The sequence below is a fragment of the Xanthomonas sp. WHRI 8393 genome (assembly GCF_040203315.1).
Taxonomy (GTDB): Bacteria; Pseudomonadota; Gammaproteobacteria; order Xanthomonadales; family Xanthomonadaceae; genus Xanthomonas; species Xanthomonas arboricola.
This window is the reverse complement of sequence record NZ_JBEGGL010000001.1, coordinates 684,821-701,386: the sequence shown is the minus strand read 5'-3', so window position 1 is coordinate 701,386 and position 16,566 is coordinate 684,821. Positions and strand designations below refer to the sequence as shown.

Below are 16,566 nucleotides of genomic sequence, written 5' to 3'. Positions count from 1 at the left end.
TGCCGATTGCCTGGGCGAGTTGCCTGCTCAGTTCGGCAATTGCGTCACCGCTGCTTGATCCGCTGCCGGGGCCGGGCCGCTGCCATGGTCCGGCACGATGGTGGCGAGCGTGTCGAACGGATCGTCGAACTTCTCCACCACGTTCTTGTCGTCATCGATCTGATAGGCGGTGTCGGCCTCGACGCCCTCTTCCCCGGTCTTGGCGATGATGTTGGTGTAGCGCTTGCCGTCCCAGCAGCGAAAGATCAGCACCGAGTCTTCGCCACCGGTCAGGGTGGAGCCCAGGCTGCCGATCAATCTGCTGTTGGCGCCCGCCGTCAGGATGCTGTTCTTGCCAGCGGTCAACTTGCTGCGGTCGCCCGCCATCAGCGTGCAGTCATCGCCGGCGGTGAGCCTGCTGCGGTCCCCGGCGGTGAGGAAGCTATTGCTGCCGGCCAGCAACTTGCTGCGATCGCCAGCGATCTGGGTGCTGTCGGCGCCGGCGATCAGCTTGCTGCGGTCACCCGCGGTCTGCACGCTGCCCATGCCGGCGATCAACGTGCTGCGCGAGCCGGCCGTCTGCGAACTCAGCTTGCCGGCAATCAGCATGCTGCGGTGACCGGCAATCTGGGTACTTTCGTGTCCTGCGATCAGCGAGCTGCCATAGCTGGCGATCTGGTTACTGCCGTAGCCGGCGGTCAGATAGCTGCGCACGCCACTGGTCAAGCTGCTGCCATAACCGGCAATCAGCGAGCTGTCCTGCCCGGCGATTTCGGTGCTGCCGTAGCCTGCGGTCAACGAGCTGTTGTCCTGCGCGGTCAGGGTGCTGCCCCATAGCCGGCAGTCAGCGTGCTGTCGCCACCGGCGGTCTGGCTGCTGCCGTAACCGGCGATCAGGGTGCTGGAAAACCCGGCGATTTCGGTACTGCCATAGCCGGCGGTGAGCGAGCTGTTTTCCAGCGCGGTCAGCGTGCTGCCGTAACCGGCCGTCAGGGTGCTTTCGTAACCGGCGGTCTGCGTGCTGCCATAGCCGGAAATCAGGGTACTTTCGTAGCCGGCGGTGGAATTGCTGCCGTAACCGGCAGTCAGGATGCTGCCATGGCCGGCGGTTTGCGTACTGCCGTAACCGGTGGTGAGCCAGCTGATTTCCTGCGCGGTCTGGGTGCTGCCGTATCCGGCGGTCAGCGTGCTTTCGTAACCGGCCGTCTGCGTGCTGCCATAGCCGGCAATCAACGAGCTTTGGAAGCTGGCGGTGGAGGTACTGCCATAACCGGTGATCAGCCAGCTGCTGCTCTGCGCGGTCTGGGTGCTGCCATAACCGGCAGTCAGGGTGCTGTCGTAACCGGCGGTCTGGGTACTGCCATACCCTGCGATCAGCGAGCTGTCCGGGCCGGCCATGGAGGAACTGCCGTAGCCGGCGATCAGCGAGCTGCCTTCCTGCGCGGTCTGGGTACTGCCATAGCCGGTGGTGAGAATGCTCTTGTAACCGGCCGTCTGCGTACTGCCGTAGCCGGCAATCAGCGTACTGTCATGCCCTGCCGTCGAGGTGCTGCCGTAACCGGTGGTGAGCGTGCTGCGCTCCTGCGCGGTCTGCGTGCTGCCGTAGCCGGCGGTGAGGATGCTCTTGAAGCCGGCCGTCTGCGTGCTGCCATAGCCGGCGATCAGCGAGCTGTCCGAGCCCGCGGTGGAAGAACTGCCATAGCCGGCAGTGAGCATGCTGCCCTCTTGCGCGGTCTGGGTGCTGCCATAGCCGGTGGTCAGGATGCTCTTGAAGCCGGCCGTCTGCGTGCTGCCGTAGCCGGCGATCAATGAACTGTCCGAACCGGCGGTGGAGGTGCTGCCGTAGCCGGCGGTCAGATCGCTGCCTTTGCGCGCGGTCTGCGTGCTGCCGTATCCCGCCGTCAGGGAACTGTCGCCACCGGAGGTTTGCGTACTGCCATAACCGGCAATCAGCGTGCTGTCGGCACCAGCTGTCGACGTGCTGCCGTAACCGGTGGTGAGGTCGCTGCCCTTGCGCGCGGTCTGCGTGCTGCCATAGCCGGCGGTGAGCGAGCTTTCCCCGCCCGAGGTCTGGGTGCTGCCGTAACCGGCAATCAAGGTGCTGTCGGCACCGGCCGTGGACGTACTGCCGTAGCCGGTGGTCAGGTCGCTGCCGCTGCGCGCGGTTTACGTGCTGCCGTAGCCCGCAGTGAGCGAACTGTCACCGCCCGAGGTCTGCGTACTGCCATAGCCGGCGATCAGCGTGCTGTCGGCGCCGGCGGTGGAGGTACTGCCGTAGCCGGTGGTCAGGTCGCTGCCCTTGCGCGCCGTTTGCGTGCTGCCGTAGCCGGCGGTCAGCGAGCTGTCGCCGCCGGAGGTCTGCGTACTGCCGTAACCGGCAATCAAGGTGCTGTCGGCACCGGCCGTGGACGTACTGCCATAGCCTGTGGTGAGGTCGCTGCCCTTGCGGGCGGTTTGCGTGCTGCCGTAGCCCGCAGTGAGCGAACTGTCGCCGCCGGAGGTCTGCGTACTGCCATAGCCGGCGATCAGCGTGCTGTCGGCGCCGGCGGTGGAGGTGCTGCCATAGCCGGTGGTCAGGTCGCTGCCGCTGCGCGCGGTCTGCGTACTGCCATAGCCAGCGGTGAGTGAGCTGTCACCGCCAGAGGTTTGCGTGCTGCCGTACCCTGCAATCAAGGTGCTGTCGCCACCGGCCGTCGAGGTGCTGCCATAGCCGGCGGTCAGGTCGCTGCCCTTGCGTGCAGTCTGTGTACTGCCGTAGCCGGCAGTGAGCGAGCTCTCGCCACCGGAGGTCTGGGTGCTGCCATAACCGGCGATCAGCGTGCTGTCGGCGCCGGCGGTTGCAGTGCTGCCGTAGCCGGCGGTCAGATCACTGCCTTTGCGCGCGGTCTGCGTGCTGCCGTAGCCGGCGGTGAGCGAGCTGTCGCCGCCGGAAGTCTGGGTACTGCCATAACCGGCGATCAGTGTGCTGTCCGCTCCAGCCGTGGAGGTACTGCCGTAACCGGCGGTGAGGTCGCTGCCGGTGCGGGCAGTTTGCGTGCTGCCGTAGCCTGCCGTCAGCGAGCTGTCGTTGCCCGAGGTCTGCGTGCTGCCATAACCGGCAATCAGGGAGCTGTCGGCACCTGCGGTGCCGGTGCTGCCGTAGCCGGCGGTGAGGTCACTGCCGTCCTGCGCGGTCTGCGTGCTGCCATAGCCGGCGGTCAGCGAGCTTTCTCCGCCCGAAGTCTGGGTGCTGCCATAGCCGGCAATCAACGAGCTGTCGGTGCCTGCGGTGCTGGTGCTGCCGTAGCCTGCGGTGAGGTCGCTGCCGTTCTGTGCGGTCTGGGTGCTGCCGTAACCGGCAGTCAACGAGCTGTCGCCGCCGGAAGTTTGCGTGCTGCCATAGCCGGCGATCAGCGAGCTGTCTGCACCCGCGGTTTCCGTGCTGCCGTAACCTGCGGTCAGATCGCTGCCATGGCGCGCGGTCTGGGTGCTGCCATAGCCGGCCGTCAGTGTGCTGCCCCCGCCTGCGGTCTGGGAACTGCCGTAGCCGGCGACGATGGTGCTGTCGGATCCGGCCACGCCGGTGCTGCCATAGCCGGCGATCAACTCGCTGCCGTTACCTGCGGTTTCGGTACTTCCATAGCCTGCGATCAGCTGGCTCTGATCGGCGCCGGTGAGCGTGCTGCCGTAGGTGGCGATTTCGCGTGTGCGCAGGATCGCAGCTGTAGCCTGTGCGGTTTGTGGATCGATGCCGTGGGTCGCAACCGGCATTGGCGCGGTGGAATGCGCAGCGCTTTCGACGAGCGGTGCGGTGAATTGCGCCTGCGCTGCCTTGGGAATGAAATCCGCGGCAATGACCGGCGTTGCCGGCGGCTCCGGCTGGGGCGGCGCGTGCTGCGCAATGCCCGCGGCAATGCACTGCATGGCACCGGCACGGCTGCCGGCGTAGACCACCTCGGCCCGGGGGAAACTTGATCATGCCCTCCTCGCCCAGCCAGATGATGTCGGCGGTATCGACCATGCAGACCACCCAGTGCGCATCGGCATGCATGTTCAGATGCGCATTGGTTCCCTGTCCCCATAACAGGCCGGTCAGGCCGTTTTCCTGCTTGATGCTGGGTTGCCAATGCCGGCATTCGACACTGCCCGACTGCGGCCAGATCAGCCCGCAGTGATCGGACATGTTGTTGGTGCAGGTGCGTAATGCCAGGACTTTTTCGCGATTCATAAGGGTGATCTCATAGGAATGTTCCGAGCAGCTGCGCAAACCGGCATGCATGCCCTGGCCGACGAACGGGTGCGGAGCGTCCTGCCGTGAGGGCGAGACGGATCGGCCCATTGGCAAGGGCAGTACCGGCACTGCGACGGTTGGTCATCGACGAACGCCACAAGGCGCACGCGGGCTGCGGTGTCTTGCTTGAATCGCAGGGTCATGGACGGCCGTGACGGCAAGACGCAGCGGGGAGTGATGGCAAGGCTGGCTCCTGCGCGACAGCCGTTGCAGCAAGTAGCGACGGGACGCCTCGCCGAAAGCGTCGTTGCTGGTGAACCGGTTGAGTGAATCGATCAGCGAGCACAGATCGTCGGTCAGCCCGTCGCTGGCAACTGTCGCCGTAGCAGAAGACAGGTGCGCATTACCGAAGAACAGGCATGCATTCCACGCCCGAAGACAGGTCTTTTTGATCAATCTGCGACCGGCTCCGGATTGTGTTCGTCAGTGCACGACCGGAACCAAAAAGAGTTTTGCGCAATCATCGAATCCCGTCGCGGTGGCACACGTGCATGCCCGGCCACAGCGCATGCCGCGGCGGCCACCAGCAACGCCACCGCTGCCGCGAACGCCCGGTCGGCGCTGATGCCGCCGCGTGACCGCGCGCCCGCCATCGGCCGCAGCAGTGCCTGGCAGCGCCTTTTTGGCGCATGGATCGACGCCATTGCGGGCGCACGGGTCCATTCAAGCGCCGGCGCGGCCTACAATATGGGCTGCTCCGCTTTGATATCCCCCACCGATGGCCTCTGATCTCCTGCCCGTGCGCCGGGCCCTGCTCTCCGTTTCCGACAAGACCGGCCTGATCGATCTGGCCCGCGCGCTGGCAGCGCGCAATGTCGCGCTGCTGTCCACCGGCGGCACCGCCAAGGCGATCCGCGAGGCGGGCCTGCCGGTCACCGACGTCGCCGAGCTGACCGGTTTCCCGGAGATGATGGACGGCCGCGTCAAGACCCTGCACCCGCTGGTGCACGGCGGCCTGCTCGGCCGCGCCGGCATAGACGAAGCGGTGATGGCCGAACACGGCATCGTGCCGATCGACCTGCTGGTGCTGAACCTGTATCCGTTCGAATCGGTGACCGCCAAGGCCGACTGCACGCTGGCCGATGCGGTGGAAAACATCGATATCGGCGGCCCGGCGATGCTGCGCAGCGCGGCGAAGAACTTCGCCCGCGTGGCGGTGGCCACCGACCCGGCGCAGTACGCCGAGCTGCTGGCCGAACTCGACGCCAACGACGGCCAGCTGTCGGCGGCCAGGCGCTTTGCGCTGTCGGTGGCCGCGTTCAACCGCGTGGCGCAGTACGACGCGGCGATCAGCAACTACCTGTCGGCGGTGGCCGACAGCACCGAAAACGTGCCCACGCGCAGCCCGTTCCCGGCGCAGATCAATTCCAACTTCGTCAAGGTGATGGACCTGCGCTACGGCGAGAACCCGCACCAGGCCGGTGCGTTCTACCGCGACCTGTACCCGGTGCCGGGCACGCTGGCCACCTTCCAGCAATTGCAGGGCAAGGAACTGAGCTACAACAACCTGGCCGATGCCGATGCGGCATGGGAATGCGTGCGCCAGTTCGATGCGCCGGCCTGCGTGATCGTCAAGCACGCCAACCCCTGCGGTGTGGCGGTGGGCGTGGCCTGCGGCGATGCCTACGAGCTGGCCTATGCGACCGACCCGACCAGCGCCTTCGGCGGCATCCTGGCCTTCAACAAAACCCTCGATGCGGCGACCGCCAAGGCCATCCTGGATCGCCAGTTCGTCGAGGTGCTGATCGCGCCGGACTACGAGCCCGGCGCGCTCGACTACGCGACCAAGAAAGCCAACGTGCGCGTGCTCAAGATCCCGCACGGCAACGGCCTCAACAACTACGACACCAAGCGGATCGGCTCGGGCCTGCTGATGCAGTCGTCCGATAACCGGGGCATGTCGCTGGGCGAACTGAGCGTGGTCACCCAGCGCGCGCCCAGCGAGGCCGAACTGGGCGACCTGCTGTTCGCCTGGCGCGTGGCCAAGTACGTCAAGTCCAACGCGATTGTCTACGCCAAGGACCACCGCACCATCGGTGTGGGCGCCGGGCAGATGAGCCGCGTGGTCAGCGCCAAGATCGCCGCGCTCAAGGCCGAGGAAGCCAAGCTCACGGTGGCCGGCTCGGTGATGGCGTCGGATGCGTTCTTCCCGTTCCGCGACGGCATTGATGCCGCCGCTGCGGCCGGCATCAAGGCGGTGATCCAGCCCGGCGGCTCGATGCGCGATGGCGAAGTGATCGCCGCTGCCGACGAACACGGCATCGCGATGGTGTTCACCGGCGTGCGGCATTTCAGGCACTGACGTGCCGGGATTCGGGAGTGGGGATTCGGGAGTGGCAACGTCGCTCTGGTCTCTCCTGTTTCCGGTCTCTGCCTTGCTTCAACCAATCCCCAATCACGACTCCCCAATCTCGGCACTCAAATGAAAATCCTCGTCATCGGCTCCGGCGGCCGTGAACACGCCCTGGCCTGGAAGATCGCGCAGTCCGCGCGTGTGAGCGAGGTGCTGGTGGCACCCGGCAATGCCGGCACCGCGACCGAAGCCAAGTGCCGCAATGTCGCGATCAAGGTCGACGATCTGGATGGCCTGCTGGCACTGGCGCAGCGCGAAGCCGTGGCGCTCACGGTGGTCGGCCCGGAAGTGCCGCTGGTGCTGGGCGTGGTCGACCGTTTCCACGCGCTGGGCCTGCGCATCTTCGGGCCCACCGCCAAGGCCGCGCAGCTGGAGGGCAGCAAGGCCTTCGCCAAGGATTTTCTGGCGCGCCATGGAATCCCCACCGCGTACTACGCGGTGCACACCGAGGTAGACGCCGCGCTGGCCTACGTGCGTGAGAAAGGCGCGCCGATCGTGGTCAAGGCCGACGGCCTGGCCGCCGGCAAGGGCGTGATCGTGGCGATGACGCTGAGCGAGGCCGAAGACGCGGTGCGCGACATGCTCTCGGGCAATGCGTTCGGCGATGCCGGCGCGCGCGTGGTGATCGAGGAATTCCTCGATGGCGAAGAAGCCAGCTTCATCTCGATGGTCGACGGCACCCACGCCTTGCCGATGGCCACCAGCCAGGACCACAAGCGTGTCGGCGATGGCGACACCGGCCCCAATACCGGCGGCATGGGCGCGTACTCGCCGGCCCCGGTGGTCACGCCCGAGGTGCATGCACGCGTCATGCGCGAGGTGGTCGAGCCGACCGTGCAAGGCATGATCGCCGACGGCGTGCCGTTCACCGGCTTCCTGTACGCCGGGCTGATGATCGACGCGCACGGCGCGCCCAAGGTGATCGAATTCAACGTGCGCTTCGGCGACCCGGAAACCCAGCCGGTGATGCTGCGCCTGCAGTCGGACCTGGTGGATCTGCTGGACGCCGCCATCGACGGCAAGCTCGACACCGCGCAGGCGCAGTGGGACCCGCGTCCGTCGCTGGGCGTGGTCATCGCCGCCAGGCCGTATCCCGAAGCCCCGATCACCGGCGAGGTCATCAGCGGCCTGGACGCGGTGCCGGCCACCGCCAAGGTCTTCCATGCCGGCACCGCATTGAATGCAAACGGTGAGGTGGTCAGTGCCGGTGGCCGCGTGCTGTGCGTGGCCGCGCTGGGCGATAGCGTGCTGGAAGCGCAGCGCAATGCCTATGCCGGCCTGCAGCCGATCCACTGGGCCAGCGCCTTCCAGCGCAATGACATCGGCTGGCGTGCGATCGCCCGCGAGCAGGGTGCACAGGCCTGAGCGGCTTGCCCCAGGCACTTGCGACAACGCGGCTACTGACAAAGAACTAGCCGCCCTCCACCCCGATGGCGCGTGCCTGCGGCAATAATGCCCGGGCACCTTGCCTTGCAGAGACTGTGGCCACTTCCTCCTTCGAAACCCGCCTGAGCCGCCTGTGGGCCCATGAAAAGGCAAGCTATGGCCTGCGTGTGTTCATCGCGCTGGCGGTGGCAATGGGCGTGTGCTGGCACTGGCAGCAGCTCACTGCGGTGCCGGCGCTGTTCCTGGGCGCGATCGCCAGCGCCATCGCCGAGACCGACGACAACTGGCTGGGCCGCATCAAATCGGTGCTGCTGTCGCTGCTGTGTTTTGCCGCTGCTGCCGCGTCGGTGGTGCTGCTGTTCCCGTATCCGCTGGCGTTCGTGACCGGCATGGCGGTGGCGACCTTCTCGTTGACCCTGCTCGGCGCGTTGGGCGAGCGCTACGCCTCGATCGCGCAGGCCACCGTGGCCTTGTCGATCTACGCCATGATCGGCATGGACCAGCACGGCAGCCACGATCCGTCGATCGCCTGGCATGGCGCGATGCTGCTGCTGATCGGTGCCACCTGGTACGGCGTGCTGTCGATCCTGTGGACCCTGCTGTTCGCCAATCGCCCGGTGCGCGAACGGCTGTCGCGGCTGTTCTTCGAGCTGGGCCGTTATCTCAAGCTCAAGGCCGACCTGTTCGAACCGGTGCGGCAGAGCGACCTGCACGCACGCCGGCTCGCGCTCGCCGAACAGAACGCCAAGGTGGTCGGCGCGCTCAACGCCGCCAAGACCGCGATCATGAGCCGCTTCGGCCGCTCGGGGCGGCCGGGCGTGCAATCGGGCCTGTATTTCCGCCTGTACTACATGGCGCAGGAATTCCACGAGCGCGCCAGCTCCTCGCACTATCCCTACGAAGCGCTGACCGACGCGTTCTTCCACAGCGACGTGCTGTACCGCTGCCAGCGCCTGCTCGCGCTGCAAGGCAATGCCTGCGCGGCATTGGGCGAGGCGATCCGCCTGCGGCACCCGTTCGACTATGGCGATAACAGCCGCCTGGCCACCGAAGACCTGCGCCAATCGCTGGACTACCTGCACGCGCGTGCCGACCCGGCACTCGCACGTTTGCTCGGCGCGCTGGAACTGCTGGTCACCAACCTGCAGAGCATCGAACGCAAGCTGTCGGAAGCGGCGCAATCCGATTCCACCAGCGACAACCTCGACACCCGTCTGCGCGATTCATCGCCGCATACCTTGCGCGAAATGGCCGCACGCCTGGGCCAGCAACTCACGCCCGGCTCGGTGCTGTTCCGCCACGGCCTGCGCATGGCCATCGCGCTGGTGGTCGGCTACGCCATCATGCAATCCATCCATGCCGACAACGGCTACTGGATCCTGCTCACCACCGCCTTCGTGTGCCGGCCCAATTACGGCGCCACCCGCCTGCGGCTGGTGCAGCGCATCGCCGGCACCTTGATCGGCCTGGTCGCTACCTGGGCGCTGATGCAGCTGTTTCCCGGCACCGAGGTGCAGCTGCTGCTGGCACTGGCCGCTGCCCTGATCTTCTTCATCACCCGCACCGATCGCTACATGCTGGCTACCGCCGGCATCACCGTGATGGCGCTGTTCTGCTTCAACCTGCTTGGCGATGGTTTCGTGCTGATCTGGCCACGCCTGATCGACACGCTGATCGGTTGCGCAATCGCCGCGGCCGCTTCGTTCCTGATCCTGCCGGACTGGCAGGGCCGCCGCCTCAACCAGGTGATGGCCACGGTGCTGGCCAGCTGCGCGCGTTATCTGGCCCAGGTGCTGGAGCAATACGCCAGCGGCATGCGCGACGACCTGCCCTACCGCATCGCGCGCCGCGACATGCACAACGCCGATGCCGCGTTGTCGGTGGCGCTGTCCAACATGCTGCGCGAACCGGGCCGCTATCGGCGCAACCTGGATGCCGGTTTCCGCTTCCTGGCGCTGTCCAACACCTTGCTCGGCTATCTGTCTGCGCTCGGCGCGCACCGCGCCGCGCTCGATGGCGAACACGATCCCGCCATCGCGCAGGCCGGCGACTACCTGCAGCGCGCGCTGGGCGAAATCGCCACCGCCTTGCGCGAACGCCAGCCGCTGCCGGCGCACGACGAAAGCCAGGAAATCGCCACCGCCGAAGCGCTGGAGCAGCATGCCGTGCAACTGCCGCCCAAGCAGCGCCTGGTGCGCGACCAACTGGCACTGACCCTGCGGCTGCTGCCCAAACTGCGTGCCGCTGCCGTGGCGGTCACCACCGCGCCGGCAGAGGGCGCACCGCGCCTGGCAAGCAGCAAGGCCTAGTGCGTCGTCGGCGGTGCGCGTGCACGGTGCGCATGCACGCCGCGCAGCCACTGCCGCATCGATGTGGGCGGCGACGCCGACGTACCGCGGTGCGCGCGCAGGCCACTTGATCCGGTGGCCGCGGCGCCGTTCCGGCAATGCACCTACTTCCAGTGCTTGCGCGCCACGCTCAGTCCCACCCAGCCCAGTGCCGCCACCGCCAGCACCGCCCCACCGATCACCACACCGTTCCAGCCGGCCTGCGCATATGCCGCCGTGCCCAGCGTGGATCCCACCGCACCGCCGATGAAGTAGCAGGTGATGTAGGCCGAGGTGATGCGATTGCGCGCGTTCGGATTGCGCTGGTAGATCACGCTCTGGTTGGCGATGTGCACGCCTTGCACCGCGATATCCAGCAGCAGCACGCCGACGATCAGCAGCGCGATTGACTGCGGCGCAAACGCCAGCAATCCCCACGACAGCAGCAGCATCACCAGCCCGCCCCAGCTGACGCGGTCGCCATGGCCGTGATCGGACCAGTGACCGGAACGGTTGGCCGCCAGCGCGCCGGCCGCACCGATCAGGCCGAAGAGCCCGATCACCGCCGTGCCATAGCCATACGCAGGCCCGGACAACAGGAACGCCAGCGTGGTCCAGAACATGCTGAAGCCGGCAAAGATCAGCCCGCCCAGCACCGCACGCGAGCGCAACACCGCATCGTCGCGCAGCAGCGTCAGCACCGAACCCACCAGCTGCGGATACGACAGCTGCGCATTGCCCGGGTGCCGCGGCAGCCCGCGCCACAGCAGCCAGGCGGTGACCAGCAGCAGGCCGGAGGCGATCCAGTACACCGTATGCCAGCCGCCAACGCCGGCCAGCACCCCGGCCGCGGTGCGCGCCAGCAGGATGCCCAGCAACAGGCCGCTCATCACCGTGCCGATCACCCGCCCGCGCTCGTGCGGGGCGGCCAGGGTCGCGGCAAACGGCACCAGGATCTGTGCCGCCACCGAGCTGGCACCGGTGACGATCGTGCCGGCCAGCAACATGCCGAAGCTATGCGAGGCGGCGCTCACCAGCAGCCCCAGCGCACTGAGCACGAACAGGCCGACGATCAGCCCGCGCCGCTCCAGCCGGTCGCCCAGCGGCACCAGCAACAGCAGCCCCGCCGCGTAGGCCAGCTGCGCAGCGGTCACCACCGCCCCGGCACTGCGCACCTGGATCCCGAACGCCTGCGCCAGCGTCTCCAGCAAGGGCTGGGCGTAGTAGTTGCTCGCCACCGCCAGCCCGGTGGCGGCGGCCATCAGCAGCACCAGTCGGCGCGGCAATGGCGGGTGGGCAATCGGTTCGACGGTCATGGCAGGTGCCTGCTGTAGGAATGGGCGCAGTGTGGGCAGCGATGCGGCATCTTTCCAATGTATTGTTTTCACCGTGTCCATCGCGTTTGGAGATCGTATGCTGACCCTGCGCCAGCTGGAGTTCGCCGTGGCCGTGGCCGAGGAAGGCGGCTTTACCGCCGCCGCACGCCGGTGCAACACCGTGCAATCGGCGCTCAGCCACCAGGTCGCCAAGATCGAGGAATCCCTCGGTGCGCGCCTGTTCGAGCGCGGCACCCGCCAGGTGCGGCCCACCGCGGCCGGCGAGGTGTTTCTGCACAACGCCCGCGCCACCTTGCGCGCGGCCGAACGCCTGCACGAGGAAATGGCCCAGGCCCTGGGCACGGTGCGCGGCCGGCTCACGCTGGGGCAGATCTCCTCGCTCACCACCGTGCAGCTGCCGACGCTGCTGCGCGCCTTTCGCAGCGCGCATGCGCGGGTGGACGTGCACCTGCGCACCGCCATGAGCGAGGCCCTGCTGCACGACCTGGGCGAAGGCCGGCTGGATGTGGCCCTGGTCGGCGTCGGCCCGCAGGTCGCGGTGCCGGAACAGCGGCTGCTGCTGCACGAGGAAGCCCTGGCCTTGATCGTGGCGCCCAGCCATCGCTTCGCCACGCGCAAGCGGGTGGCGCTGGCCGAGCTGGACGACGAACCGATGGCCGGGCTGATCGCCGGCGCCGGCGTGCGCGGCATCGTCGATGCGGCCTTCGCGCAGGCCGGCCTGCGGCAGCGCCAGCAGTACGAGGTCACCCATGCCGACCTGATGCGCGAACTGGTCGCCGCCGACCTGGGCGTGGGCATCGTGCCGCAGACCATGGCCACGGCCATGCGCGGGGTGGTGACGGTTGCGCTGAAGGAGCGCTTCGGCTTTCTGACCTATGCGGTGTGGCGGCCCGATCCCACCCCGGCCGCACGGGCCTTCATGGCGCTGCTGCGCGCCCAGGCCGCGCGACGTGCGTCATCGGCACGCGCGCCGCGCTGAGCGCGTCGGCATGCACCAGCGCGCCGTGGAAGCCTGCTAGGCTGCGCGCGTTCGCAAAGGAAACTGCATGTCCGGTCACAGTCAGTTCGCCCTGCTCAGGCAGCGCCGCTTCTTGCCGTTCTTCGCCGTGCAGGCGTTGGGCGCGTTCAACGACAACGTCTATCGGCAGGCCATCATCGGCCTGTTGTTCTACCTGGGCATCGATGCGGCGCAGCGCACGCTCTACACCAATCTGGCGCCGGCACTGTTCATCCTGCCGTACTTCCTGTTCTCCGCGCTGGCCGGGCAGATCGCCGAAAAGCTGGAAAAGCAGAAACTCATCGTGATCACCACCACGATGGAGATTGCGATCATGTCGCTGGCGGCGGTGGGGTTTGTCACCGAAAACATGGTGATCCTGCTGGTCGCGTTGTTCTGCACCGGCCTGCAGTCCACGCTGTTCGGGCCGGTGAAATATTCGATCCTGCCCTCGGTGCTGAAACCGGAGGAACTCACCGGCGGCAACGGCCTGGTCGAGATGGGCACCTCGATCTCGATCCTGTGCGGCATGATCTTCGGCGGGCTGATCTTCCAGATCGCCGGCAGCCACGGGCCGGTCGCCGCGGCCACCGCGGTGATCGCGATTGCCGTCACCGGCAACCTGGTCGCGCGGCTGGTGCCCAGGGTCGATGCCGGCGCGCCCGAGCTGAAGATCAACTGGAACCCCATCCCCGAATCGCGCGCCATCATGCGCCTGACCCGGCGCACGCCGGCGGTGCGCAACGCCGTGCTCGGGGTGTCGTGGTTCTGGTTCGTCGGCACCGTGCTGACCGCGCAGTTGCCCACCTACGCGCAGGTCAATCTTGGCGGGCAGCAGGATCTGTACGTGTTCGCGCTGGCGCTGTTTTCGATCGGCACCGGTGTCGGCTCGCTGCTGTGCGAGCGGCTGTCCGGACGCACCGTGGAAATCGGCCTGGTGCCGCTGGGCGCGTTCGGCATCAGCGCATTTCTGCTGGACCTGTACTTCGCGCGTCCCGGTGTTGCACCGGCCACCGATCTGTCGATCGGCCAGTTCGTGCAGCAGGCCGGCAGCGTGCGCCTGATCGTGGATCTGGTCGGCATCGGCCTGTTCACCGGCTTGTTCGTGGTGCCGTTGTTTGCGCTGATCCAGAGCCGCACGCCCAAGGCCGAACTCTCGCGCGTGATCGCCGGGCTCAATATCCAGAATTCGTTGTTCATCGTCACCGCCGCCATCATCGGCATCGCGCTGCAGCTGCCGCAGCTGGTGCTGTTCGGCGTGCGCATTCCGCTGCCGGGCCTGAGTATTCCGCAGGTGTTCCTGGCCCTGGCGCTGGCCAATACGCTGGTGGCGCTGTGGATCTTCACCCTGGTGCCCGAGTTCCTGATGCGCTTTCTCAGCTGGGTGCTGGTGAGCGTGCTGTACCGGCTGCGCACGCGCGACATCGACCGCCACGTGCCCGACGAAGGCGCCGCGTTGCTGGTCTGCAACCACGTCAGCTACATGGACGCGCTGATCCTGTCGGCGGTGATTCCGCGCCCGGTGCGCTTTGTCATGTACTACAAGATCTTCCGCATTCCGGTGATGCGCTGGATCTTCCGCACCGCCAAGGCGATCCCGATCGCCGGCGCGCGCGAAGACCCCGCGCTGATGCAGCAGGCCTTCGACCGTATCGATGCGGCGCTGGCCGACGGCGAGCTGGTGTGCATCTTCCCCGAAGGCGCATTGACCCGGGATGGCGAGATCGCACCGTTCAAGTCGGGCGTGGAAAAGGTCCTGCAACGCCGCCAGGTGCCGGTGATTCCGATGGCGCTGCGTGGCATGTGGTCGAGCATGTGGAGCCGCCGCGACACCCGCCTGGGCCGCATGCGCGTGCCGCGCCGGATCCGCGCGCATATCGAAGTGGCCGCCGGCCCAGCGGTTCCCGGCGACGCGGCGACCGCCGCGCTGCTCGAACAGCAGGTCCGTGCACTGCGCCAGGATCAACCGTGACTGCGGCCAGCGCGGGCTTTGCGTCCGCCGCGTGCCACGAGTAGCCTGTGCGCCATTGCACGCATTGCCGCCGCGCTCGCCTAGCGGGCGCGACAAGAAGGACCGGGGGAAGTCGTCATACGCCACATCACCGTGTCAGACGCGTTCGCCGTGATCGGTGGACGCTGCCTGCGCGGCCCGTCACTGCCTTCCCCACGCGCTGCAACATCTCGTTGTTGTTTACCACCCAAGGAGCTTCACCATGAGTGCCATCCCACCGCCGATCCATCCCTCGCCCAGCGCCGCACCGGGCCCGATTCCCAATCACCTGATCTGGGCGATCGTCTCCACCGTACTCGGCTTCTGCCTGTGCTGCCCGGCCCTGATCACCGGCATCGTGGCGATCGTGTTCTCCAGCAAGGTCAACGGCCTGCTCAACCAGGGCGACATCGACGGGGCACGTCGCGCCTCCAACACCGCCAAGACCTGGTGCATCGTGACCAGCGTGCTGGCCGTCATCGGCCTGCTGATCAACATCGGCATGGTCGCCACCGGCGGCATGCAGGGCTACATGGACTACATGCAGCAGTTGCAGCACATGCAGTAATGGAACTACGTCCACGCCACTGGCTTGGACTCGGGGCGGCCACCAGCGTGGCCGCTTTCGGTGTGTCGTTGCTGTATCGCTTCGATCCGAACGCGAGCAACAGCCCGTTCCCGCCCTGCGTGTTCCGTGCCGTGACCGGCTGCTACTGCCCCGGTTGCGGCATGACCCGCGCGCTGTATGCGCTGGTGCACTTCGATCTCCCCGGCGCCTTCGCCATGAACCCGGCCGCCGTGCTCGGCCTGTTCACCCTGCCCGGCCTGATCGCCTGGAAAGCCGGTTGGCGCGCGCGCTGGTTTGCACCGGTGGTGGCCGTCATGTCCGAGCCGAAGTTCTGGTTATGGGCGTTGCCGACGTATTGGATTGCCAGGAATTTGCCTTGGTACCCGTTTACCTTGCTGGCACCGGGTTAGCAGGTCGCGAACAGCCGCGCGATCGGAATCAGGCTGCGCGCCTACCGCACCCAGCCGGCGATCACCAGCAACGCCAGCACCACCATCCACAACAGCAGCACGCGCCAGACCAGGCTCATTGCATCGCGCACTTCCGGCAGGCGACGCCAGACCGGCACCAGCCCCGAATCGGTGTAGTCGTGCGCTTCTTCGCGCAGTTCGGCACTGACGCTGGCACGCGCCACCGCACCGAGAAAATGCGGCTCCAGCGACCAGCGGTTGCCATGCGCCTGCCGCCAGGCACGGAACACCGTATCGAAATTGCCTACCAGCGCCATCGACACGGTGATCAACTGCGCCACCGGCCATTCCAGCGCAGCCAGCAGCCAGCGCGCGCCGGCCAGGTTGCGCGGCGGCAGCAGCACCGAGAGCGGGCTTTCCACCACCAGCGCCGTCAGCCGATACAGCACTGCACCGAACGGCCCCAGCAGCAAAAACCACCACAGCACCGCGAACCAGCGCCGCAATCCATTGACCACCACCGCTTCCACCAGCGACGGCGCATCCTCGTGCACGCTGCCGCCGGCGGCCTGCAGCTGCGCGATCGCATCGCGGCGCGCGCCCGGTTCGTCGGCATCGATCACCGCTTCCACATCGCGGTCCAGATCGCGCGGCCCCCAGGTCCAGGCCAGCACCGCCACGCCGAACAGCAAGGCCCAGAACCCGCGCCAGACATCGTCCAGCAGCCATTGCAGCAGCACGACCACCAGCAAGGCCGGCAACAGCGCCAGCACCACGCCATAGCGCCCCTGCCACGCACCGCGCCCGGCGGCATGGCTGTCCAGCCGGCGCAGCCACTGGCCGAACCATTCGAAACGCCGCAGCCGCGCCACCTGGGCGGGCGCCAGGTGGCCCAGCGCAAGTGCGACGACGACAGCAACCAGGGTGGTGAACATGGGTGGGCCTCCTCA

Annotated in this window: 10 protein-coding genes and 2 pseudogenes; 7 read left to right on the top strand and 5 right to left on the bottom strand. The window is 67.3% G+C overall.

Going from position 1 to position 16,566, the window contains the following annotated elements:
* Nucleotides 1–27 precede the first annotated feature (27 nt).
* The 3 genes and pseudogenes from ABQ137_RS03035 to ABQ137_RS03025 all read right to left on the bottom strand — a co-directional run.
* A pseudogene (locus tag ABQ137_RS03035) lies at nucleotides 28–3,647 on the bottom strand (beta strand repeat-containing protein); the annotation flags it as partial.
* 682 nt (nucleotides 3,648–4,329) lie between these two features.
* Nucleotides 4,330–4,644, bottom strand: a complete 315-nt coding sequence (locus ABQ137_RS03030; RefSeq protein ID WP_349781120.1) for a hypothetical protein — start codon at nucleotides 4,642–4,644, stop codon at nucleotides 4,330–4,332.
* A gap of 119 nt (nucleotides 4,645–4,763) precedes the next feature.
* Nucleotides 4,764–4,892 (bottom strand): annotated as a pseudogene (locus tag ABQ137_RS03025) (CDP-alcohol phosphatidyltransferase family protein); the annotation flags it as partial.
* A gap of 74 nt (nucleotides 4,893–4,966) precedes the next feature.
* Between ABQ137_RS03025 and purH the strand changes: the two are divergent.
* The 3 genes from purH (at nucleotide 4,967) to yccS (ending at nucleotide 10,296) form a co-directional block, all read left to right on the top strand.
* Nucleotides 4,967–6,550 (top strand): bifunctional phosphoribosylaminoimidazolecarboxamide formyltransferase/IMP cyclohydrolase, encoded by a 1,584-nt coding sequence (purH, locus tag ABQ137_RS03020; RefSeq protein WP_184615871.1) that lies wholly within the window; start codon nucleotides 4,967–4,969, stop codon nucleotides 6,548–6,550.
* Nucleotides 6,551–6,670: 120 nt separating this feature from the next.
* Nucleotides 6,671–7,966: a phosphoribosylamine--glycine ligase gene (purD, locus tag ABQ137_RS03015; protein ID WP_349781118.1), complete on the top strand. Its 1,296-nt coding sequence runs from the start codon at nucleotides 6,671–6,673 to the stop codon at nucleotides 7,964–7,966.
* Between the two features lie 116 nt (nucleotides 7,967–8,082).
* Nucleotides 8,083–10,296 carry a YccS family putative transporter gene (yccS, locus tag ABQ137_RS03010; protein WP_349781116.1) on the top strand — a complete coding sequence of 738 codons (2,214 nt, stop codon included), beginning with the start codon at nucleotides 8,083–8,085 and terminating at the stop codon, nucleotides 10,294–10,296.
* A gap of 143 nt (nucleotides 10,297–10,439) precedes the next feature.
* Here yccS and ABQ137_RS03005 read toward each other — a convergent pair whose 3' ends face one another.
* Nucleotides 10,440–11,630: an MFS transporter gene (locus ABQ137_RS03005; RefSeq protein WP_016904528.1), complete on the bottom strand. Its 1,191-nt coding sequence runs from the start codon at nucleotides 11,628–11,630 to the stop codon at nucleotides 10,440–10,442.
* Nucleotides 11,631–11,727: 97 nt separating this feature from the next.
* Between ABQ137_RS03005 and ABQ137_RS03000 the strand changes: the two genes are divergently transcribed.
* The 4 genes from ABQ137_RS03000 to ABQ137_RS02985 all read left to right on the top strand — a co-directional run bounded on the left by ABQ137_RS03000 (nucleotide 11,728) and on the right by ABQ137_RS02985 (nucleotide 15,616).
* Nucleotides 11,728–12,630, top strand: a complete 903-nt coding sequence (locus tag ABQ137_RS03000; RefSeq protein WP_102250942.1) for a LysR family transcriptional regulator — start codon at nucleotides 11,728–11,730, stop codon at nucleotides 12,628–12,630.
* A gap of 67 nt (nucleotides 12,631–12,697) precedes the next feature.
* Nucleotides 12,698–14,620: an MFS transporter gene (locus tag ABQ137_RS02995; protein ID WP_349781113.1), complete on the top strand. Its 1,923-nt coding sequence runs from the start codon at nucleotides 12,698–12,700 to the stop codon at nucleotides 14,618–14,620.
* A gap of 241 nt (nucleotides 14,621–14,861) precedes the next feature.
* A complete protein-coding gene (locus tag ABQ137_RS02990) occupies nucleotides 14,862–15,206 on the top strand; it encodes a CD225/dispanin family protein (protein ID WP_016902410.1) in 345 nt (114 codons plus the stop codon).
* On the top strand, nucleotides 15,206–15,616 hold the full coding sequence (locus tag ABQ137_RS02985) for a DUF2752 domain-containing protein (protein ID WP_005990725.1): 411 nt from the start codon (nucleotides 15,206–15,208) through the stop codon (nucleotides 15,614–15,616). Before ABQ137_RS02990 ends, ABQ137_RS02985 begins: the two co-directional genes overlap by 1 nt.
* 41 nt (nucleotides 15,617–15,657) lie before the next feature.
* Here ABQ137_RS02985 and ABQ137_RS02980 read toward each other — a convergent pair whose 3' ends face one another.
* Complete coding sequence (locus ABQ137_RS02980; protein ID WP_349781111.1) at nucleotides 15,658–16,551, bottom strand: cobalamin biosynthesis protein; 894 nt, start codon at nucleotides 16,549–16,551, stop codon at nucleotides 15,658–15,660.
* Nucleotides 16,552–16,566 lie beyond the last annotated feature (15 nt).